Annotated in this window: 18 protein-coding genes and 2 pseudogenes; 15 read left to right on the forward strand and 5 right to left on the reverse strand. The window is 57.2% G+C overall.

Annotation, left to right across the window (positions count from 1 at the left end; translation table 11 throughout):
- Positions 1-360 precede the first annotated feature (360 nt).
- Both ACZBJS_RS35790 and ACZBJS_RS35795 read right to left on the reverse strand, forming a co-directional pair.
- Entirely contained in the window at positions 361-999 is a 639-nt protein-coding gene (locus tag ACZBJS_RS35790) for a hypothetical protein (RefSeq protein ID WP_463439856.1), read from the reverse strand.
- A gap of 547 nt (positions 1,000-1,546) precedes the next feature.
- A complete protein-coding gene (locus ACZBJS_RS35795; RefSeq protein ID WP_463439857.1) occupies positions 1,547-1,822 on the reverse strand; it encodes a DNA -binding domain-containing protein in 276 nt (91 codons plus the stop codon).
- A gap of 753 nt (positions 1,823-2,575) precedes the next feature.
- On the opposite strand from ACZBJS_RS35795, the gene ACZBJS_RS35800 reads away from it, so the two are divergent.
- Positions 2,576-3,193, forward strand: coding sequence for a hypothetical protein (locus ACZBJS_RS35800; protein WP_463439858.1), 618 nt, complete (start codon positions 2,576-2,578; stop codon positions 3,191-3,193).
- On the forward strand, positions 3,190-3,489 hold the full coding sequence (locus tag ACZBJS_RS35805) for a hypothetical protein (RefSeq protein ID WP_463439859.1): 300 nt from the start codon (positions 3,190-3,192) through the stop codon (positions 3,487-3,489). The genes ACZBJS_RS35800 and ACZBJS_RS35805 overlap by 4 nt, the downstream gene beginning before the upstream one ends.
- A gap of 395 nt (positions 3,490-3,884) precedes the next feature.
- On the opposite strand, the gene ACZBJS_RS35810 is transcribed toward ACZBJS_RS35805, so the two are convergent.
- Together ACZBJS_RS35810 and ACZBJS_RS35815 are read right to left on the reverse strand one after the other, a co-directional pair.
- Positions 3,885-4,127, reverse strand: coding sequence for a ParB/Srx family N-terminal domain-containing protein (locus ACZBJS_RS35810; RefSeq protein ID WP_463439860.1), 243 nt, complete (start codon positions 4,125-4,127; stop codon positions 3,885-3,887).
- A 640-nt stretch (positions 4,128-4,767) separates the two neighbouring features.
- Positions 4,768-5,565, reverse strand: coding sequence for an IclR family transcriptional regulator (locus tag ACZBJS_RS35815; RefSeq protein ID WP_463439861.1), 798 nt, complete (start codon positions 5,563-5,565; stop codon positions 4,768-4,770).
- Positions 5,566-5,772: 207 nt separating this feature from the next.
- Between ACZBJS_RS35815 and ACZBJS_RS35820 the strand changes: the two genes are divergently transcribed.
- The 7 genes from ACZBJS_RS35820 to ACZBJS_RS35850 all read left to right on the forward strand — a co-directional run bounded on the left by ACZBJS_RS35820 (position 5,773) and on the right by ACZBJS_RS35850 (position 12,848).
- Positions 5,773-6,933, forward strand: a complete 1,161-nt coding sequence (locus ACZBJS_RS35820; protein WP_463439862.1) for an aminotransferase class V-fold PLP-dependent enzyme — start codon at positions 5,773-5,775, stop codon at positions 6,931-6,933.
- Between the two features lie 210 nt (positions 6,934-7,143).
- Complete coding sequence (locus tag ACZBJS_RS35825; protein ID WP_229158568.1) at positions 7,144-7,935, forward strand: amino acid ABC transporter permease; 792 nt, start codon at positions 7,144-7,146, stop codon at positions 7,933-7,935.
- Positions 7,932-8,627: an amino acid ABC transporter permease gene (locus ACZBJS_RS35830; protein WP_463439863.1), complete on the forward strand. Its 696-nt coding sequence runs from the start codon at positions 7,932-7,934 to the stop codon at positions 8,625-8,627. Before ACZBJS_RS35825 ends, ACZBJS_RS35830 begins: the two co-directional genes overlap by 4 nt.
- Positions 8,628-8,681: 54 nt before the next feature.
- A complete protein-coding gene (locus ACZBJS_RS35835; RefSeq protein WP_463439864.1) occupies positions 8,682-9,449 on the forward strand; it encodes an amino acid ABC transporter ATP-binding protein in 768 nt (255 codons plus the stop codon).
- 214 nt (positions 9,450-9,663) lie between these two features.
- Positions 9,664-9,936 carry a lyase family protein gene (locus ACZBJS_RS35840; RefSeq protein WP_463439886.1) on the forward strand — a complete coding sequence of 91 codons (273 nt, stop codon included), beginning with the start codon at positions 9,664-9,666 and terminating at the stop codon, positions 9,934-9,936.
- 493 nt (positions 9,937-10,429) lie between these two features.
- Positions 10,430-11,323 carry an amino acid ABC transporter substrate-binding protein gene (locus ACZBJS_RS35845; protein WP_463439865.1) on the forward strand — a complete coding sequence of 298 codons (894 nt, stop codon included), beginning with the start codon at positions 10,430-10,432 and terminating at the stop codon, positions 11,321-11,323.
- A 130-nt stretch (positions 11,324-11,453) separates the two neighbouring features.
- Positions 11,454-12,848, forward strand: a complete 1,395-nt coding sequence (locus tag ACZBJS_RS35850) for an amidohydrolase family protein (RefSeq protein WP_463439866.1) — start codon at positions 11,454-11,456, stop codon at positions 12,846-12,848.
- A 276-nt stretch (positions 12,849-13,124) separates the two neighbouring features.
- Here ACZBJS_RS35850 and ACZBJS_RS35855 read toward each other — a convergent pair.
- Positions 13,125-14,104, reverse strand: a pseudogene (locus tag ACZBJS_RS35855) (IS1 family transposase).
- 454 nt (positions 14,105-14,558) lie between these two features.
- On the opposite strand from ACZBJS_RS35855, the gene ACZBJS_RS35860 reads away from it, so the two are divergent.
- From ACZBJS_RS35860 to ACZBJS_RS35885, 6 genes and pseudogenes are all read left to right on the forward strand, one after another.
- Positions 14,559-14,807, forward strand: coding sequence for a hypothetical protein (locus ACZBJS_RS35860; RefSeq protein ID WP_463439867.1), 249 nt, complete (start codon positions 14,559-14,561; stop codon positions 14,805-14,807).
- Between the two features lie 16 nt (positions 14,808-14,823).
- Complete coding sequence (locus tag ACZBJS_RS35865; RefSeq protein WP_463439868.1) at positions 14,824-15,765, forward strand: ribokinase; 942 nt, start codon at positions 14,824-14,826, stop codon at positions 15,763-15,765.
- Positions 15,762-16,532: an SDR family NAD(P)-dependent oxidoreductase gene (locus ACZBJS_RS35870; protein WP_463439869.1), complete on the forward strand. Its 771-nt coding sequence runs from the start codon at positions 15,762-15,764 to the stop codon at positions 16,530-16,532. Before ACZBJS_RS35865 ends, ACZBJS_RS35870 begins: the two co-directional genes overlap by 4 nt.
- Complete coding sequence (locus ACZBJS_RS35875; protein WP_463439870.1) at positions 16,525-17,352, forward strand: HAD-IIA family hydrolase; 828 nt, start codon at positions 16,525-16,527, stop codon at positions 17,350-17,352. Before ACZBJS_RS35870 ends, ACZBJS_RS35875 begins: the two co-directional genes overlap by 8 nt.
- Positions 17,353-17,396: 44 nt before the next feature.
- Positions 17,397-18,455: pseudogene (locus ACZBJS_RS35880) on the forward strand (ABC transporter ATP-binding protein).
- 55 nt (positions 18,456-18,510) lie between these two features.
- Entirely contained in the window at positions 18,511-20,265 is a 1,755-nt protein-coding gene (locus ACZBJS_RS35885) for a phosphoenolpyruvate hydrolase family protein (protein ID WP_463439871.1), read from the forward strand.
- Positions 20,266-20,333: the final 68 nt, after the last annotated feature.

Raw genomic sequence — 20,333 nt, forward strand, 5'->3', positions numbered from 1 at the left:
CGTCGCGCAATGCATAGCGTCGCATCGGCCGGCCCCTCCAAAAGCCGACCACCCATGAATCACTTATCCCCTGATTTGGGAATCCCTCAACTGAAGACAGGCTCTAGCGCATGATCGAATACGGTAAGATATCTCTTCAGCTTTTCCATTCTGGATACGAAGTGGTGACCCGCTAAAGCCTTGAGGTCGGTCTGAGAGAACCGAAACGGTGGCAAAGCCGTCCCAACAGCCAAAATTCTGGACATCAGTGCCTCTTATCGCTCGACATGGATTCACACCAAACAAGGACGCCCGCGACATCCTGCCGTTAGTGCACGCGGACCAAGCCGACGTTGATGTTCTGCCCAACGCGGGCAGTTCCTACTGAGCCGCTCGTTGGAAAGCCTGCGATTCCGGTTGTGCAAAAGCCAACGATCGGAGGGCCCATGAGCACGCAGTCGTACTCAGCGCTGACGGCCAAGTGGGCAGAAAAGAAGACTTTATGTCCACGCCTGCTGCACCGCCCTGTTGGCCGTCGCTGCCGTTGACGGGCGGCAGCGGAGCCGCAAGGTCGCAGGTCTGATATTTATTGATGACGACCGCAGTGGCGCCTTTTGCGTCCAGGAGGACATCATTCCAGGCGTCACCGAGCGGATCCTTAACGGGGCTGCGGGTAACAATTTTGCATTCATCCTGAAGGCCCGGCAGAATGAGTTTAGCGTTAGAGCCCTTGGGACTGGCGCAGTTGCCGTTCATCGCGATTCCAAACAACGAGTTGGCGATCTGCCAGCGGAAGCCGATTTCGCCGCCGAGCGGACTTCCTGTTGCACCAGGACACGTCAGGGCAGGAGGTTGCGCACGGACCACATCTCTGGCGTTGACAAATTCCCAGCATCGACAGCCATCGCCGCGATTGCGACCGACATCAGAACCGCTTCGCTCGCAGAGCCGCGCGGCCAGACCGGCGACAGCTGCGACCAGCAAGACGATGGCTATCGTGCCCAGGAGCAGCCGTTTCATTCTTCTCGACCCAATCCGAGGTCAACGTTCTAGAGAGGTTCACAGACGCGGATGCATGCCATGTGGCTGTCTTCTTGATCAATTGATAAGGTTGGTAGGTGACTGGAAATAATGTGTCCGCCTCTGCGAATGAATGGCTCGTCTTCTTATGTGCGGACTCATATGAGTTCGTCGCGGCAAGCCGTGTTGCCATCGTCGATAGGCCTGGCAGGCGTCGGATACAGTGACGGGATTTCGCGTAGCTGACATGTCGGACGAAATCGGCTCGGGTCGTCGCCAAGTATTTTGGCGATGCCAGCACGAGCCGTGAGCCTGTCAGGAACCAGTTATCCGCAACGCCGCCGAAACAGGTGCCTGGTGCAGGCCGCAAGGGTTCACAGTGCCGCAAGGGCTCACAGTAAAGGCATTCCTATCCGTGTGAGGGCGCACCCAGGGACGGTGATTGCTGTTCTTATTGGAGCTCAATTGATTGAGTTCGGCTCTTTAAAGGCCGACATTGCGGTTCAGCCGGCTTGACGCGTCATGGGTTGCTAGGTGATCCACTCGTCTAGTCGCGAGCGTCACTGCGAAGCAGCCGATAACCGTCATCTGCTATCCACTTTGCCCGAGCGAGATGGCTGTCAAAAGCGCGACGCGCCCGATCCCAGTCGTGAGCAGGGTCAACGTGAAGAACAACGCGCGCTACCTCGCGCCAATCTGCACCCTCAGCTTCAGCGTCAAGCAGCCGCCAGTATGTGGCCAAATGCTCCTCGTCATAGACGGTCAGGCTCGCACCCGATGGTGCAATGTCATCGACGGTCAAATCGAGCAGCGGTTCCTGCACTGAAAGGTCTCCCGGGCAGCTTTAGGGGCAACGAAGGGGATCGTCGCGAGCTTGGTGCGAAGTCGCAGTATCCTCCGATTGTGGAATAGTTTTGGTGATGCATAAGGCACATCAGGTGATGCGCTTTACGCAACGACATCTGAAACGCTTCACTGTTACACCCCTATTGTCACTGCACTGAATGGCCGGCTTGGCATGTCATCGATCATGAGCTTGTGGATACATGTGATGGTTCTCGAGGCTGGGGAAAACAACGAAAAGCGGAGTGAAACTCGCGGGCTAGGTATGGCGCCGTGTCGGCGCCGACCTGGCAGAAATGATCGTCGCAGCATTGCCGAGAACGGCATGCGGTCAATTTGGCTCAAGTTGATGGAAGTACTGGTGGGCGATCGCAAGGCCAACCCGATACTTGCGGGCAGTGCCGAGAGGTTCGCGAGCGCGTGAGCTATCAAATTCGTCGCTTACAAGCCGGAGGAAGATCAGCACGCTTGTACGCTGCGAGCGGGATTACGGTGACGAGACGGCCACCGGGCAGTGAAGAGGGGTATCTCCGGTCCACCGCTTGTAAGGGTTACGATGAGGACCTTGCCATCCGACGGCGCTCAGGGTTGAGCCGCAGGTTTTCAGGCAGAACCATCGTAGGGGCTTGAATCGTGCGTCGCGTCATATTGTACAGTCCCAGCTCGTTGTTTGCGGCCGGACTTGGAATGGCTCCATGCGACAAGAACGCTGCGGATAGGAGCACGACTTACCATGCATAACCGGACTATCAGTTCGTCGAATATCGAATCGCTGGCGCGTGCGGGGGAGATTGATGAAATCGAGCACTCAGTAAACAGCGCCGCGCAACCTGATACGGATACCCCGAGGTTTGTGAACATGCTTGCAGCCATTCAGTCGACGCCGAATCTGAACGCTAGTTCGTCTGCGGCGGCAGCACCGTCGTACTTCCTCGCTCACCGACCTCCTGTCATCGAGATCACAAGGTCTCAATTCAAGCAAAAAATAAAGGATTTTCATAGCGATGAAATCAAGCATATCGCCGCGAACTCACAAGAGTACTCGCCTTTCGTATCCTCAAAAGCTGCGCGCACAGCAAGTCTGGCTGAGGGTTCCGGTACGGCGAGAAGACATACCCACGACGCCAAATATTTCAGCTATGAGTTAGGCAACGGAAGCGTTGGGCTTCTAAGAACAGAAGCCGGATTTCGCATGAATGAGGTATTCGAAGGCGAAAGGTGGCGGGAACTGTTTCCTGGACGAACTGAATCACATCCACCACAGCTCTTCGGCTTAGTCATCCGCTTGTCGAGAACGCGGGGGATATTCTGCTGGAATATCAACTTCGGCTCGATGGCGAGCGACCATTGATCAATTCCACTCCGGTCAGTCTGGAAGCGCAATCCCGCCTCGCGGCGATGGGTTTTGTTGAGGTGGATGAAGCCAACATGGTGCTTGATCCTGCCCAGCGTCCCGATAAGTGGACTAGGAATGCTGACGGTAAATGGCAGCGTGCAAATAAACCTGAACTGTACCTTTCTAAAGCACGGGACACCAAGGATGGCGATGACGAGAGTGTTGCAAGTATCTCGACCGAGTCGTGCGACGATGACGTCGAAGTGGATGAACTCACTCGCGCGCTCGACAGAATCCTTGCCCAACAATAACAGTTCGCCCGATGTTCCGGCAGCAACCATTCTGCCTTTCTAGGTGGCATGTCATAGACCCGTGCCTGAGGGTAATTGGCTTCTTGCGATCTTTGAGGAAAGAAAGCCGGCCAAGCCTATGGGCGCGGCCGTTAATGTCCTCACGCGCAGGCCCAACTCGCGATCGGACGGTTCCTATGAACTGCTCAACGGCGCGGTCTGGCGGCACTGGAGCTTCCGCAACGGCAGTCCGCCCGCAGTCGCCATCGGCGCCGGATCCTCGCGAGGGACGCGTGTTGATCGGGCAGGCCGCCTCGTGTTCTATTCACGCGACGCATCGCGCCAAGCCTTTTCGCGCGGAGGCTGACGCGATGATGAAGTAAAGCGTGCGTTCATCAGGCTGGCAGCGAACTGCGTCAGTCTTTGCGCTTGGCTCGGAGCAACACCGCCTGCCTGCGCCTTTCACCGATGTTTACGGGATAACAGCCGGTCGGTTTGCTCCCGTCGATCTCCGGCCCCACCACAAGGTTCTGCAGCAGGCCGTGGGCGGCGATGCTGGCCGCGAGCGTCTCAATATCGGCCTCGGTGTGCGGCATCTTCCGCACGTTCTTCGGCGATTTCTTGAGCTTATTGAGCAGGCACCAGCAATTCAGCGCCAATCTTCGGCATATCGAAGCGGGAGCGCGCTCGACGTTGGTGAGTAGCCGGGGCGGAGCAAAGGCGACTCAACGAAAAACGAGATTGGCGTTGGAGCCTCTAAGAAGATCAGATCCGCGGCGTTGACCATGTCCCAGCATCGATGCGCTGAGCCGCCGGCGCCATTTGATGCCGACGTAGAAGCCGGTCCAATCAAGGAACGGAACGAAAACCACGCCGATCGCAGTCGATAGTTACCTAGCGACAACATCGATATTGACGCGGCTATGGACAGGCCTGAGTGCAGGGATCGGGACCTGACCATGTCGGAAAATCGCCAAAGCTAACACAAAAACACAGCGAACCCCCGACTATCGGCTGGCACGAAGAATGCAGGTTCTTGGGCGTGCCTGGAGGACCTCCCTCTCTCAGGCATGGCTACCATCGCAAGTTGAGGCTGTGGCTGGCCACTGAGGTTAGCGGCGCGTGACATGAGGAAAGGACGGCGTCTGCTCTGCCGATACCGACGGGCGCGTCGTCACGTCGCCGCTAACTTTCAGTGCTGAGGACAGCGTAGTCGCGGTCCCCTTAGGATCGAGCCCGCCAGAGAGAACAGGTAGATCCGGGCCGACCAGAAGCGGCGAAGCCGAGGGATCCTTTAACTCAAGTATCCACAAGCGTTTCATCCTCGCTGTCGGTTTGAAGAATGGTTTGCGATAGGAGCACGGCCGCTCTTTGGAGTGGGGGAATGAACCGGTCAAGCTCGGCGAAGCTGACTCGCGCCGCGGGCACCGAGACGCCAAGACAGGCTATCAGCTCCCGGTCCGGAGAAACGATAGGGACCGCACAGCCGACCACGCCTTTCACGTATTCCTCATTGGTCTTGGCCCATCCATGATGGCGCGTCTCCTCGAGAATCTTCAGAAGCGTCTCGCAATCCACGATGGTGTTATCAGTGTACTGGGTCAGAGCGAGTGAGCGACATAACTTTTCGCGCGGCCTCTTGGGCAGTCGGCTCATGTAGATCTTTCCCGTCGAGGTGCAGTGAAGTGGAGCCGCCTCGCCGGGATTGAATTGAAGCCCCTGTGGTTGGGACACGCGTACGCTGTCAACGTAAGTGACGAGATTGTCGCGCACGACGCCGATCTCGCACTGTTCGCCGATCTCGCCAGCAACCGCGCGCAGCACCGCATGGCGCCGCGCCGTGCGAAAAGCCGCGCCGATGACTCTGGCGGACAGCATCACCAACTGATTGCCTACCACGTAGCGCTTCGATCCAAGCGCTTTCTGAAGAAGGCCGCGTTCTTCCAGATTTCCGACAAGTCGATGCGCCGTCGGAACGGGTAACGAAAGGGCGCTCGCGATCTCAACGACCGAGACGGCCTTTGTCTGGTGAGCGACATGGCCAACAATCGCGAATGCTCGGTCGAGGGGCCCGGCAGTATTTTTTTGGTCGGCCATCGCAATCTCCCTAGTCGAAGAAAATTATCATTTTTCGGAACTATTGCTACTGAAATATGAAAAACGACCTGGATCAGGCTCCGGTTCGCTCATATCGTTAGCGCCGTCGGCCGTTGATCGGTTTTTGTGCACTGCACAGGCTCGGTATGGCGATCAAGCCCAGCAAATTTGGCAATACGGGCCGAAGCGTTTTGAAGGGGAGTGGGAATGTCTGGCCACTACGACGTGGAAGCTGTGCGCAAGGAGTTCCCTGCAGCCGAAAGGATGGTCTACCTCGACTCCGGTTTTCAGGCGCCGCTCGCGCGTCCCGTAATGGCCGCCATCGAAACCTTTCTTCGTGAAGGCTTGGAGAGCGCCGGGCCGAAAGGCGTGTGGCTCGACCGGGTTGAGCAAACGCGTGCCAAAGTAGCCCGTTTCCTTGGGGTGTCAGCCGACGAAATTGCCTTCACCAAGAACACATCGGAAAGCATGAACATCGCGGCGAACGCGTTGCCTCTGCGAGCCGGCGATAGCGTTTTGATGATCCATGGCGATCATCCAAACAACACCTATGCTTTCCTCAATTTGAAGAAGAAGGGGGTCCGGATCGACTTCCTTCCCATGACGAATGTCGTAAACGCCGAGGCTTTTCTTCCCTACATCGACGATACGACCCGCGCGATTTCGCTGTCGCACGTGACCTTCCACGCAGGACATCGCTTCGATATCGAGAGTATCGGCGCTCTTTGCGCGGATAAGAAGCTCTACTTCGTTGTCGACGTCATGCAGGCAATCGGGGTCGTTCCGATCGATGTGAAGGCCATCCAGGCAACCTTCGTGGGCTGTGGAAGTCACAAGGGATTGCTCGTCCCTCAAGGTCTCGGATTGCTCTATTGGGACCAAACTCTGAAGGAGCTGGAGCCCCCCTATCTTGCCGCTGCCAGTTTGGCGGAAATTCCTGACGACCTTATCGCTCGTCCCGATCGTTTGGCGTCGTCTCCCACCGCGCGACGCTTCGAGTTAGGCAACTTCAACCTTCCTGCAATTCATGCGCTCGGAGCCTCGCTCGACATGATCGAGCAGATCGGGGTGAAGAACATTCAGAATCATTGCTTCGATTTAGGTGATCATCTGCTCGCCCAGCTGGACGATCTCGGCGTCAGTCTCATCGGTCCGCGTCAGCGGCAACATCGATCGCCTCACATCTACGTCATCGGTCTTCCTGCGACAGAATGGCTCAGCTACTTCGAAGAGAATGGCGTGCGTGTTTCCCCAGAGCGTGACGGCATCCGTATATCGTTCGGCATGTTCAACACGATCGACGATGTGGATCGCTTAGTGCATCTTATCCGCGGACGGCTGTCAAAAAAGTCATTCAAGGCTGCGTAGGATTAGGCATGGGGGCAGTTCGAGAAAAAGCGCTCGAGGCGGACGGCCTGATCGAGCCAAAGCGAAGATCATGGCTTTGCGCTTGCCGACACGCTGAAGGAGAAGATCGTGCATTCAGCTGACGCGGTCGATTAGTACCGGCACAACGTGCACGATGAGCGACCATGCCGAGCGTGGTCGCCGTGCGCACCCGCAATCGTGAGGTTTGCGATGTTCACAGTTCTCCTTGAAAAGACCGTGGATGGCCAGCGTTACATCGACTGGCTCGTTTCGGGTCTCGGTTGGACGTTGGCGCTTGCCTTCTTCGGCTGGTGGATTGCATTCGCAATCGGAGTCGTCGTCGGCATAGGTCGAACTGTGCAGAATCCCTTCTTCCGGGCCCTAGCTCGATTGTACGTTGAGATCTTCCGAAACATCCCCGTTCTCGTGCAGATGTTTCTCTGGTACTTCGTCCTGCCCGAGCTTCTTCCAACGACCATGGGCGACTGGATAAAGCAAATACCTCCGCCTTGGGGAACTTTCTTTCCGGCCCTGTGGTGCCTGGGCCTCTACACCGCCGCGCGCATCGCAGAACAGGTTCGCGCAGGCATCGAAGCCTTGCCCAGGGGACAGGACGAAGCCGCTGCCGCACTCGGCCTGAGCGGTTATCTAACTTATCGCCATATCATCTTGCCGCAGGCACTTCGCCTGATCGTGCCAAGCCTGACAAGCGAGGTGATGGGCATCTACAAGAATACATCCGTCGCTCTAACCATCGGTGTGATGGAGCTGACCGCGCAGGCGCGCCAAATCAGCGATGCGACGTTCCAAACCTTCGCGGCATTCGGTGCAGCCACGCTCATCTATCTCGCTTTGGCTTTGATCGCCTACCAGACGATGATGCTTATCGACAAAGCCGTGCGCATACCCGGTACCGCACCCGGTAGGGAGGCCGGCGGGTCAGATTTTGACGCTGTGAAGCTGGAAAGCCCCGTCCCTAACGGTATGGAGGTCGTGAAATGAACAGTCTCGATTTCTCGATTGTCGTACAGGCGTGGCCCTATCTGTGGTCAGGATTGCTGTTCTCGCTTTCCTTGACGGCAGCCGCCTTCTTGGTTGGAATGTTTCTTGGAACGCTCTTCGCCCTCGTGCAGCACTTTGAGCTCCGCATTCTGAGCCAGCTCGTCCGTAGCTATGTCGCCCTGATGCGATCGATTCCGCTCATTCTGGTCCTGTTTTGGTTCTTCTTCTTGGTGCCCATCGTTCTGGGGCACCTGTCAGGCAACGGTCGCCCGGTTCCAGTCGGTGCCACCTACACAGCGTTCATCACCTTCGGCCTGTTTGAAGCTGCCTACTATTCGGAGATCATCCGTGTCGGATTGCGCGCCGTGAACAAAGGACAATTCGAGGCGTGCCAGGCTCTCGCCCTGTCGACGTTCGATATGTATCGTCATGTCGTCCTTCCGCAGGTGTTTCGGGTCGCAAGCCCCATCATACTGAGCCAGACCATTATCCTGTTTCAGGATACGTCCCTTGTTTACGTTCTATCGCTCACTGATCTCCTTGGTGCGGCTTCCAAGCTTGCACAGCTCAATGGTCGTCTGGTCGAGATGTATCTCGCAGTGGCTGTTGTTTATCTCATCATAGGCTGCGCCGCGTCCCAATTCGTCGCCTCGCTCCGCAGGAAGTACGCGATCGCGGGCGCCCGCCGATAATCAGGCATAATCCGATGGCCCGTCATTCCCTGGGGTTACAACCTGGAGATCAGCATGCAGCAAGAATGCACAGTTAGCCCAGCTGACCCGTTCCCGATGGTTGTCGTCGAGCACCTCGTCAAGCGGTTCGGCAGCTTCAATGCCCTGAGCGACGTCAACCTCAAAGTCGCAAAAGGAGAAAAGATTGTACTCTGCGGACCATCGGGTTCCGGGAAATCGACTCTCATCCGCTGCATCAATCATATCGAAAAGCACGATTCCGGACGTATAGTCGTCGATGGGATCGAACTGACAGACCGGATTTGCGACATCAACAACGTTCGCTCTGAAGTCGGCATGGTCTTTCAGAGCTTTAACCTGTTTCCGCATCTGTCGGTGCTCGAAAATTGCATGCTGGCTCCGATGAAGGTCAGGGGCCTTGCTGAGTCCGAGGCGCATCAGCGGTCGATGGCGCTGTTGAGGAAAGTCCGGATCCATGACCAGGCCAACAAATATCCCGCTCAATTGTCGGGCGGGCAGCAGCAACGTGTCGCGATAGCCCGTGCCCTGTGCATGCAGCCCAAGATCATGCTCTTCGACGAGCCGACCTCTGCCCTCGATCCGGAAATGGTCAAGGAGGTGCTCGAAACCATAGTTGAACTCGCGCAGGATGGGATGACGATGGTCTGCGTCACGCACGAAATGGGTTTTGCGCGCGAAGTTGCGGATCGAGTGGTCTTCATGGATCGCGGCTCAATCGTGGAAGAGGGCGATCCAAGCACATTCTTTCGCGCGCCGAATACGGAACGCGCGAAGGCGTTCCTCAATCAGATCATTCACTGAGATCGCGGCCCACGCGGGTTTCCCTGAAATGCCATGACAGACATGAGAGTTTGATATGACCAACGCATCGCCAGCAGAGCGTATCGAAAGCGATTCGCTTGGCCCGGCGACGATCCCGCTGAAAGCCTACTATGGTCCGCAGACCGCGCGCGGGATCGCAAATTTCTCGATCTGAGGTATTCCGATTAGTCACTTTCCCATCTTCATAAAGGCGCTGGCATTCGTAAAGATGGCCGCAGCCAGGGCAAATGCGCGCCTCGGGGATATTGAGAAGGATAAGGCCGATGTAATCTGCGCGGTTTGCGGCGAAATTGCGCGAGGAGTGTTGCGGAGAGAATTTCCGCTGGACGTCTTCCAGAGAGGGGCGAGAACGTCGACCAACATGAACATGAACGAGGTGAGTGCAAATCGCGCCGCCTCGGACCGGTATCCCATTCGGCTCGGCCTCGACCGTCCCCTAGCCTTGGGTCGGCGCCCCTTGCTCTAAAAAACCACAAGCTTTGTGCTGCGGAAAGACGCTCTGATGCCCGGCGATGGAGTAGATTGCGAACCATGAAAAACTTCGGGCAACCAAAATATAGAAAATGCGTATGCCCGATTTCGTGTTTTCCGATCGAGCTTGATTGCCGATGGACGGGAGCGCCTCACACTAGCGGGAAAGGTGCCTCTCATCGGGTTCATGCCGTTGCTTTCGATAAATTCTCATATTTCGAAATCCAAATACTCGTAAACTGACATTTTTGTGGTGCCAAATGGCTCCTGAAGCCTATCATTTAGCCATGGCTGAACGCTGCCCGGTTCATGTGCGGTGCGGAATGAGCGGATCGTACGCTGCCCAGCTTCGGGAACTAGGCCTCTTCCGCGCGTCGGAAGCGGTCATCTTAGCGACGCCAGATCGCGCACGGATCGCCTGGGAGCGCCCGCGCTGCCCAAGATCAAAAGCGCAAAAAGCGCGCTTCATCTGAATCAGAGGAATTCCTATGGCTAAAATGTTTGCACTGCTTTCAGCGATCGCGATCACCGCAACTGCGATTTCCACGGCGCACGCGGGTCCAACGCTTGACAACATTAGATCGAAAAAGGTGATCACCATTGGTTATCGCGAGGCCTCGATTCCCTTTTCCTATCTCGGCGCTGATCAGAAGCCCGTTGGTTTTTCCCTCGACCTGTGTGCGCACGTTGTCGATCGTCTGAAACTTGATCTCGGCGCTCCGGACATTCAGACAAAGCTTACGCCCGTCAACTCGTCCAACCGGATTCCACTTATCCAGAATGGCACGATCGACATCGAGTGCGGCGGCACTGCCAGCAGTAAGCAGCGTCTAGAACAGGTCTCATTCAGTGTTGCAACCTTCGCCAGTCAAACGGCTTGGCTCGCAAAGGCGTCGAGCGGGCTCAAGACGCCGAAAGACCTGAAAGGGAAGACCGTTGTCGTAACGCAAGGTTCCGATGCTCTCGGCATTGCCAAGGGAATTTCGCAGCAGGACGATCTCAACCTGACAATCGCGCAAGCCAAAGACCATGCGGAATCATTGCTGCTACTCACGACCGGTCGTGTGGCGGCGTGGGTGGAAGCTGACATTCTCTTGGCCGGCATGAAGGCGGATTATGCGAAACCGGCCGACCTCATCTTTCTAAATGCTAACTATGGTACCATTTATTATTATGGCCTGATGTTCTCGAAGGATGATCACGACTTCAAAAAGTTAGTCGACGACGTTCTCTCCAAACTCATGGCTTCCGGCGAGTTCACCAAAATCTACGACAAATGGTTCGTGGCTGCGATTCCGCCGAAAAACATCAATCTGAACTTCCCAATGACCGATGCGCTCAAGGAGCGCGTCGCTCACCCCAGTGATGTGGTCAATTACTGAGCTTGACCGCGGCGAGCCGAAGCCGCCGCGGCGACAGGACATCAACGCCAGACCTATCAGCATGGTCCAATGCTGGCCGTGCTTGCGAATGCAGACGCAAGCAAGTGTCGTCACCTAAAGGGAGCGCGAAATGACAAGCGGAGCAGTGGACTGGAAGTCGATGACAGACGTAGATCGACAAATCGCGCAATGGGTCGAGCAGACGCCATTTGTGGACACCCATGAACACCTGATCGAGGAAAGCCAGCGCCTTTCCGGAGCAATCCATCCACGGACATTGCCATGCAACGACTGGGCCTATCTATTCAGATCCTATGCTGCCGAGGACCTGGTGGTTGCGGGCCTGCCAGCGACCGACCTACAGGCGTTTCTCGGGCCGGACCTTACGAGCCAGGACAAATATCGGCTGATCGCGCCTTATTGGGAACGCATCCGCCACACCGGCTACGCCCAGGCTCTGCGCCATACGTTTCGTGGTGTTTACGGTGAAGAGGACCTGACTGCCGAAAGCCTGCCCCGCATCGCCGAAAAATACCATCAAACCGTACAGCCGGGTTTTTACGCACGGATTCTGCAGCTGGCAAACATCAAAGGCTGTCACGTCAATTCGCTTCAGCGCATCTTTATGGAAACCGAGCAGCCAGGGTTGCTCGACCACGACATAAGCATCCTTCAATTGTGCCGGTGTAGTGCAGCTGACTTTGCGTGGGTGGAGGTCGAGACGGGAAGATGCCCGACCACTCTCGATGAATGGCTCGGGGTCATAGACTTTTATTTCGCGACTTACGGAGCCAAGGCCGTGGCTGTAAAATCGCAAATCGCCTATTCTCGCGCTCTCGATTTTGAGCCGGTCACCAAGGCGCATGCCGCAAGACTATTCCCGCACCATGCCGACAGGGTAGGCGCATTGCACGCCCTCGGTCCTGAGGATCTTAAGGCGCTGCAAGACTATCTATTCCGCTATTGCGTCGGCAAGGCTGGCGAGTACGGCTTGCCGGTCAAACTGCACACCGGCGTTTTGGCGGGCCACGGCGTGATGCAACTCGCGCGTACTCGCAGCAATGCAGCAGATGTGTGCCGTCTGCTGCAGGATTTTCCCGAAACCCGATTCGTCCTCATGCATATTGGCTACCCATACGAGCACGAGTTTATTGCGTTGGCCAAACATTATCCTAACGCAGCGATCGACATGTGCTGGGCATGGATCATCAATCCGGTGGCGGGCGTTCGCTTCTTGAAGGAGTTTTTGATGGCGGTTCCGTCCAACAAGATATTCACCTTCGGCGGCGACTATGTCTCTGTCGAGCCAATTTATGGTCATGCGTGCGTAGCGCGCCGTGGAATCGCACAAGCTCTCTCGCAATTGGTGGCCGAAGGCTGGATCGCGCTCGAGGGCACCCGTGACTTGATCGACCGGATCATGCGCGGCAACGCGCTTCAGTTCTTTCAGAAAGCGCATCGGGTGGATACGACGCCAGCCGGAGTGTCGAGCAGTCCCTCGATGAGTAGTCAGCTCCAAAGCTGACCCGAAAGAGTTCCATTGGTTAATCATGGCCAGAGTTGGCAGCCGATCGCAACGAGACGTTGCGGTGGCACAGATTGCACATGCCATCGAGTTCGATTGGGCGTAAGGTCTCGTACTAACGCCGGAGTTGTCTCATGGGAAGCGAACTCCTTAAAAGTGTCTGTATCGTCCTATTCGGACTGAGCCCCTTCCTCATCATCGGCATAGCGATGTTCGCGCCGTAAACGATTCAACAAATAGGCCGTCTCAGTTGGCGGCCCTGTTTGATCCTACTCTCTAGACTAGCAACCAGCCTTGCGACTTCTTCCGCACGCATTCCAGAGCCTCGTGCTCGCTCTGGAATCCGAAGATGCTATCGACCACGCGCGACGTCACAGGACGCTGACAGAATGCCCTTGCCGATGGCGGACTGACGGACCACTGATATTCCGGCTTGAAGTTCGCTAGCTCCCACCGCTCTAGCATCACAACTAAGTCTTCCATCTCCCAGAGCTTGTCGGTCACGCCAGTGGCCATCGCGGGCGTAACCTTGACCGTCTGATGGCTGCGCACGAAGTTGTCGTACATCGTGTGCAGCGCAATCGCGGCGGCATGGTTCTCGACCTTTTCAGAAGGCGTCCGTCGATCGCGTGAACCGGCGCATGGCGTGGTTGCTGCGCTCGGCGTAAGATGTGCTGAAATGCTTCGGATCAGGGTTGCCAATCTTCGTCTTATCCGCGCCAAGGCACTCGGCCGGCCTGTAGCGGACTTCCGCCTGCGGATCAGAGCCGCAAATCTTGATAAGCATCGCATGGTCAACCTGGTCCGCGAATGCCGCCTCAACGGCATACAAGTACGGCCTGTAAGCATCGCTGGTAAGCTGGACGCGATTGGCTAGGCCCCTCCAGATCGTGGACGAACGTCAGAGCGGCGTCCGGATCACGAGCGCCAAGCAACCAGCTCACAATCAGCTTGGTTTCGGCGCAGATCGCCGTTCATGTCCACTTGTCGCCAACGGCCCGGGGAGCGGCAACAGCCTTCTTGGTGCGCGGCCTTGGCTAAACGAAGTTCCAGATTTCATCCATCTGGACGGGCTTTCACGGCATGTTCCCGAGGGTCTTGTCCTGATAAGCCGCGCAGGCGTGGCCTCTATCTACCAACAACATTGCAACCGCGTTCTTGCTATCCACCCGTCAAATGTGTGATAGCGCGAATGATTATCCTTTGCACAGTAGACGAAGAATTCGGGCACTGGCCTGTCTGGTTAGCCTGTTCATACTGACCATTATGCGTAGCAAAAAGACATTGTTATGCGTCCCAGCAAGCTGCCTGACGATGCGGACCGCCTTTACGTACACGACGTGGCCGTGTGCCCTCGCCCGCGGGTGGTTTAGTGGCCGCCTTATCTCGCGACGCTCAAGCGACTCGCGCGCTCGGGGGCTGTTCTCGCGTTGGTCGCCGCGAAATATCATACCGAGGTCGAATGGTCTCACCATGTCTCGACGGCCAGATTCGGCAAGCGACGTGTTTCACGGAATGCGACCGTGATGCCGGTCGTCTAGTTGGGGCGATCGTCACTGGGCGTGAACTTGGATCTTACCCAATGTTACCCAACGCTCGTTTGAAAAGCCGCTCAGGGCGAAAAAATGACGGATTAGCATCCCTGTGCCCCGGCCTTGGACGAGGAGGGGCGCGTGGGTTTGTGGGCCAACGAGCCCAGAGGAGGGGATGATGACAAGGAAGCTCGCCGCCTTTCGCGGTTATTACATGGGGCTTGCCCGTAACGTTCTCATCTGCGTCGCGCCTTTGGCTGGAACGGTCATAGGATTCGCCCAAGTCAAGGCGGACGAGATCAACTGGCGTCAGTTTGAAGGCGCGTCGATTGTCTGGGCCTATGACATTCATCCGTATGCCGACGCGGTGGCAGCCCAGTTGCCGGAATTCGAGAAGCTGACGGGCTTCACCTCGAACGCGGCCTAACCTTCGGTGCGGTAAAATGAATGCCAGGCCATTGATGTTCTTTGGAACGACGAATCTCGATCTGTGCTTCAATGTCGAGCGGCTTCCAACGCCGGGTGAAAGCCTGATGGGTGCGTTGACCCGTCATGCCGGAGGAAAGGGCGCCAACCAAGCCGTCGCGGCCGCCCGGCTCGGCCTAAAACCACACTTCTACACGCATCTCGGTGATGATGATGCCGGTCAGTCGCTTTTAAAATCGCTTATGGAAGCCGGCGTTCGCACGGAGGCAATTACGGTCTGTGCAGGCGAAGTCTCGGGCTTGGCCGTGGTTATGGTCGCTGACGACGGCTCCAATATGATCGTCATAGACCCAGGCGCCAATTCGAAGGTGGGGCCTGACATGATCGAGAGCGCAACCAAATTCATAGAGCGCGATGCAATCGTCGTCGCAGAAATGGGTATGCCGATCGCCGCACTCAACCGACTGTTCGAGATGAAGCGTGAGAAAGGCTTCGAGCTTATTTTCAATCCGGCCCCGGTGAGGCCAGGTCTTCCATCGACTGCATGGAGAAACGTTGATTTCGTCACGCCGAACCAGACGGAAGCCTTCGAGTTGACCGGCATTGAGGTGTGCGACTTCGAGAGTGCTGCACGCGCGGCGCAAAAGCTGCTTGATCTCGGTCCGGGCGCCGCGCTGATCACCCTCGGAGCACAGGGAGCTTACTATGCCGACGGTACAGGCTCCTTTTCTCTGCGAGCCTTTCCGGTCAAGGTGGTCGATACCACGGCCGCGGGAGATGCCTTCAACGGAGCATTCGCAGCATCGCTCGCTCAACGGCTGCCTCTTAAGGAAGCAGTCAGAAAGGCGCTAGCCGTTGCAGCCTTGTGCGTAACACGGCGCGGCGCTCAAAGCTCAATGCCGACGGCTCAGGCAGTTGATGAGTTTCTTCAGTCTCAAACGATCTTGGAGTTGGAATGACCGAACAGTTCTCAGTTTCTGACCGAACGGTGCTCGTCACCGGCGCAGGCGGCGGTATTGGCTCCGCCATTGCCAATGCGTTTCGCCAGGGAGGCGCGAACGTCGTTGCCACCGATGCTAATTTAGAGAACCTCAGAGACACTCTGCCAAGGCTGCCCTATGGTAACGGCATACTTCCCATGGCTATGGACGTCGCGCGCGAGGAAGACATCGGGCGGGTCCTGGAAGACATTGCCAAACACTTTGGTCGGCTGGACGTGCTGGTCAATAATGCAGGCATTAAATCCGCTCAGGCGCTGCTCGGTGGAAACTCCGAGAAAATTGAACGTACGATCCAGATCAACTCGGTCGCCGTCCTGCGCTGTTCAAAGCTGGTCATTGAGCGCTTCATGAGAAGCAGGGGCGGCCGCATTGTCAATGTCGGCTCCTCGTTGTCCTCGCAAGGTGCAGTGTTCAACTACCAGGCTGGCGGAAGCGACTATTGTCTTTCGAAGGCAATCGTTCACGACGTGACCAAACTGCTTGCCTACGAATGTGCGCCCCTTAGCATCAATGTGAACGCGATCGCGCCCGGCATTATTGATACTCCCATGCACGGTCGCCCGCGGGAGGAGACCGAAGCGCGCCACAGCGGCCGCATTCCGTTGGGACGTGTTGGAGTGCCCGACGATATCGCAGGGCTTGCGGTGTTCCTTGCCAGTCCTGCAGCTTCCTACATGACAGGGCAGATCGTTCATGTGAACGGCGGGATGCTGATGAATGGTTAGCCCAAGCTCTCACCTCAATTGGCCGCCTATCGCAGGGGTCATTTCGGACCTCGATGGCGTCCTCTATCGTGGAGATGCCGCAATCGTCGATGCCATAGAAGCGTTTGGGCGATGGCAAGCGGCCGGACTGCCGTTCTGCTTCGTGACAAACAACTCGACCCACACGCCGGAGGACGTCGTCCACAAGCTGGAAGCGTTTGGGCTTGCGATAGGACCGAACGAAGTGGTTACCAGCGCGATTGCGGCTGCAGAGCTCGCGCGGACGAATTACCCGGACGCGAAACGGGTATATGTTATCGGCGCGGCCTCGCTCTCGAACGCGGTCGCCGCGGTCGGGCTGGACGTTACTGACCGAGAGCCCGAGATCGTCGTAATGGGTCTCGATCGTCACATCACACATGTGAAGCTGCGGATTGCTGTTGAGGCGATCTTGAACGGGGCCGCCTTTATCGGAACCAACCCTGATCTCCTCTTGCCGACCGCCAATGGATTCGAGCCGGGGGCAGGAGCAATGATCACCGCGGTGGCCGCAGCCACCCGGACCAAGCCCCTGATCGTTGGGAAGCCTGAACCGCACATGATCGAAACTGCGCTTTCCCGCCTCGGGACGGTGCGCAGCGCCACACTGATGATCGGCGACCAGATTGCGACGGATATTCAGGCCGGTAAGGGAGCTGGTCTTCCGACTGTGCTGGTCACGACCGGCGTTCCGCCCCGAGAGGATCCCGCACTCGCGCGACCAGATTTCATCGTATCGAGCCTGGCAGAGATTGAGGTCCCGACGGCGCTGGTTGGAACGCCGCGACAGAGGAGGGCGTAATGGCCGCTGTTCGTCTCGAAGGCGTCAGTTAGGCCTACGGGACTATCCAGATCCTGCGGAATATCGACCTGACAATCGACCATGGCGAATTCGTCGTGTTCGTCGGGCCATCCGGGTCCGGCAAGTCGACGCTGCTGCGCATGATTGGGGGCTGGAGCGAATTGGCGGTGGGCGGTTTCTGATCGATAATGAAGCCGCCGACGATGTTGACGCGGCTGATCGTAACCTCGGGATGGTCTTTCAGAGCTATGCTCTCTATCCTCATATGACCGTGCGCGAGAACCTCGCCTTTCCTCTGCGTATGGCGAAACTTGGTAGAGCAGAGATTGACGGCAGGGGTGCGAAATCTGCGTCGCTGCTGCAAATCAATCATCTCTTGGATCGTAAGCCTCGTCAACTCTCCGGCGGGCAGCGGCAGCGCGTTGCAATCGGTCGTGCCATGTGCGCGAGCCCAGGGTGTTTCTGTTCGACGAGCCGTTGTCCAACTGGATACGGAGCTGCGCGTTCAGATGCGGGTTCAGATCACCAAACTTCACAAGCAGCTTGGCAATACGATGATTTATGTGACGCACGATCAAATCGAAGCGATGACCATGCCGAACAAAATCGTCGTGCTCAAGGACGGCATGATCGAGCAGATGGGTAGCCCACATGATCTCTACCACAATCCGGCGTCCCGGTTCGTCGCGGGATTCATCGGTTCGCCCAAGATGAATTTCCTGGGCGGTAAGGTCGAGGCAGCGCATGAATCCAGCATGAACGTTCGGCTGGATTCGGGTGTGGTGATCTCGGTTCCCGTGAAGCCGGACAACTCGCTGGTCGGGCAGCCGATCACGCTTGGCATACGGCCCGATGATTTCTTGCTACCTTCCGAGAGCGACATCGTAATCGATGTCGAGCTCGACCTGATCGAGCGTCTCGGCAGCGTCACCTACATTTGCGGCAGCGCTGGAAAAGAGTCCGTCGTGGCAAAAGCGCCAACCCCCGAGCTGCTCAATAGATCCGGCAACGTTCGCCTTGCGGCCTCCCCGGCGGACTGCCATCTGTTCATGATGAACGGAAAAGCCCTGCGACGGTTGCAAGCGCCTGGAAAATGGAGCTAATTTTATCTGGTGCTGGCCGGCAGCAAACTCGGGTCGTTAGACACGGGCGGGTGAGGTGAAGGGAGACGGTATCAAGCAGTTCTTCCGGAACTCCCGTTCCTTTGTGCTGGGGGCGGGCATCGGATCAGGCATGGCCGCAAGAGCGGCCGAGCGAGCAGGAGCAGATTTCGTCCTCGCGCTCAATGCCGGTCGATTCCGCGCGATGGGCGGCTCTTCGCCCGCTTCAATCCTTCCAATCCGCAATACCAACGATTTCGTGGCCGGCTTCGGTCGGACCGAGATCCTGCCCAGCACGAAATTGCCGGTATTCTTCGGCGCTTGTACCTTTGATCCGCAGCTCGACATTGATCGTTGGCTCGACCGGATCAGCAGATGGGGTTTTGCGGGAGTCACTAACTTTCCTTCCGTCATCCATATTGATGACTACAGGAGATCATTGCTTGAGAAATCCGGCCTGGGTTACGCCCGCGAAATAGAGCTGCTGGTGAAGGCGGCAAAACGTGGCCTGATGACCATCGCCTATACTCGGACCCAGTCCGAAGCAAGGCGCATGGTTGAAGCTGGTACTCAGGCCATCTGCATCAATTTCAATCTCAACCGTGGCGTTGAAAGCGCATCTGACCCATCGATTAGCCTGTCGGAGCTTGCCGCGCGCACGAGCGCAGTCGCGCGTGTGGCTCAATCCGTCGACCGAAACGTGATCTGCCTGCTTGGCGGCGGGCCGATAACGAAGCCAGACGAACTCTTGGATATCTGCGGCGAGACGGGCGTCAAGGGTTTCATCGGCGGGTCCTCGCTCGATCGGGTTCCGCTGGAGATGTCTGTCCTTGAGATCACCTCGGGATTTAAGAGCCTTCACTTGTTGCGGGAGAAGGTCGACCTTCTCGAGCGCCAGCTCCAGTTGAGCGGCTTCAGGCACGGTATCATCGCGCAGTCCTCAATCATGAAACGCGTTCTTGAGACCGCAAAGCGTCTGGCCTCCCATTCAAGTCCGGTGCTCGTTTGGGGCGAGCCCGGGTCGGGCAAACGAAGGATAGCCAGCCTGGTCCATGCCTTCAGCGATCGCAAGCACGCGAACGCAGCGCTGTTTCAATGCCGACCCGGTCCGCCCATCGATACGGTCGGAGCGCTTTTCGGGGCCGAGCGCGACCAGAACAGAAGGCGCCAACTGTCGCTGCTGGAAAGTGCAAGCGATACGACTGTATTGCTGCTGCATCTCGATCAGCTTTCGCGTGATGGGCAGGAACGGCTCGCCGATTACCTCGAGACCGGCAGTTTCGCGCCCTTGAACGGCGCATCCATTGTGCGCTCCAGTGCTCGCATCGTCGCAACTGCCACGGTTGCTCGCGGGGCCGCCCTCCAAACGGTGCTGTGTCCCCGCCTGCTCGGCTTGTTTGCTGGGCTCGACATCAAGCTGCCCGCCTTGCCAGACCGATTGGAGGATCTTCCACAGCTGGTTCAGCATTTCACGGTCGAGGCAAAGGGAGACTCGAACGCCCAAACGCTCGCGCTCGAAAACTCGGCATTTTTGGCGCTTGCTGGCCATGATTGGCCCGGCAACCTCAGGGAATTGCGCCAGATCGTGAACCAGCTGGTGACGCTTCCGGATGCGCATATCAGCGCGGGCATCCTGAGGCCACTGTTGAACACGCCCGCGCCGACTAAGCCGAAAAATGCATTCTCCGAGCGGGAGTGGATCATCGAAGGCTTGAAGCGAAACAGACTTCATCGCGGAAAGACCGCAAGTTCTCTCGGGCTTTCTCGAAAAACCCTCTACAACAAGATCAAGAAGCTGCGGATCTTAGAGTAGCAGTCCAGCCGTTTAGCTTGCTCAGCCAAGTGTCTCGAAGCGGTCCCCTCCAGAACCGTGAATACTAG

The organism is Bradyrhizobium sp. KZN70725, from assembly GCF_055264925.1.

Excerpts from the sequence above, each read along its gene's own strand:
- ACZBJS_RS35860 (WP_463439867.1), top strand. The coding sequence starts at position 14,559 with ATGACAAGGAAGCTCGCCGCCTTTCGCGGTTATTACATGGGGCTTGCC.
- ACZBJS_RS35790 (WP_463439856.1), bottom strand. The coding sequence starts at position 999 with ATGAAACGGCTGCTCCTGGGCACGATAGCCATCGTCTTGCTGGTCGCA.
- ACZBJS_RS35825 (WP_229158568.1), top strand. The coding sequence starts at position 7,144 with ATGTTCACAGTTCTCCTTGAAAAGACCGTGGATGGCCAGCGTTACATC.
- ACZBJS_RS35845 (WP_463439865.1), top strand. The coding sequence starts at position 10,430 with ATGGCTAAAATGTTTGCACTGCTTTCAGCGATCGCGATCACCGCAACT.
- ACZBJS_RS35815 (WP_463439861.1), bottom strand. The coding sequence starts at position 5,565 with ATGGCCGACCAAAAAAATACTGCCGGGCCCCTCGACCGAGCATTCGCG.
- ACZBJS_RS35875 (WP_463439870.1), top strand. The coding sequence starts at position 16,525 with ATGGTTAGCCCAAGCTCTCACCTCAATTGGCCGCCTATCGCAGGGGTC.
- ACZBJS_RS35865 (WP_463439868.1), top strand. The coding sequence starts at position 14,824 with ATGAATGCCAGGCCATTGATGTTCTTTGGAACGACGAATCTCGATCTG.
- ACZBJS_RS35835 (WP_463439864.1), top strand. The coding sequence starts at position 8,682 with ATGCAGCAAGAATGCACAGTTAGCCCAGCTGACCCGTTCCCGATGGTT.
- ACZBJS_RS35850 (WP_463439866.1), top strand. The coding sequence starts at position 11,454 with ATGACAAGCGGAGCAGTGGACTGGAAGTCGATGACAGACGTAGATCGA.
- ACZBJS_RS35820 (WP_463439862.1), top strand. The coding sequence starts at position 5,773 with ATGTCTGGCCACTACGACGTGGAAGCTGTGCGCAAGGAGTTCCCTGCA.
- ACZBJS_RS35870 (WP_463439869.1), top strand. The coding sequence starts at position 15,762 with ATGACCGAACAGTTCTCAGTTTCTGACCGAACGGTGCTCGTCACCGGC.
- ACZBJS_RS35800 (WP_463439858.1), top strand. The coding sequence starts at position 2,576 with ATGCATAACCGGACTATCAGTTCGTCGAATATCGAATCGCTGGCGCGT.
- ACZBJS_RS35830 (WP_463439863.1), top strand. The coding sequence starts at position 7,932 with ATGAACAGTCTCGATTTCTCGATTGTCGTACAGGCGTGGCCCTATCTG.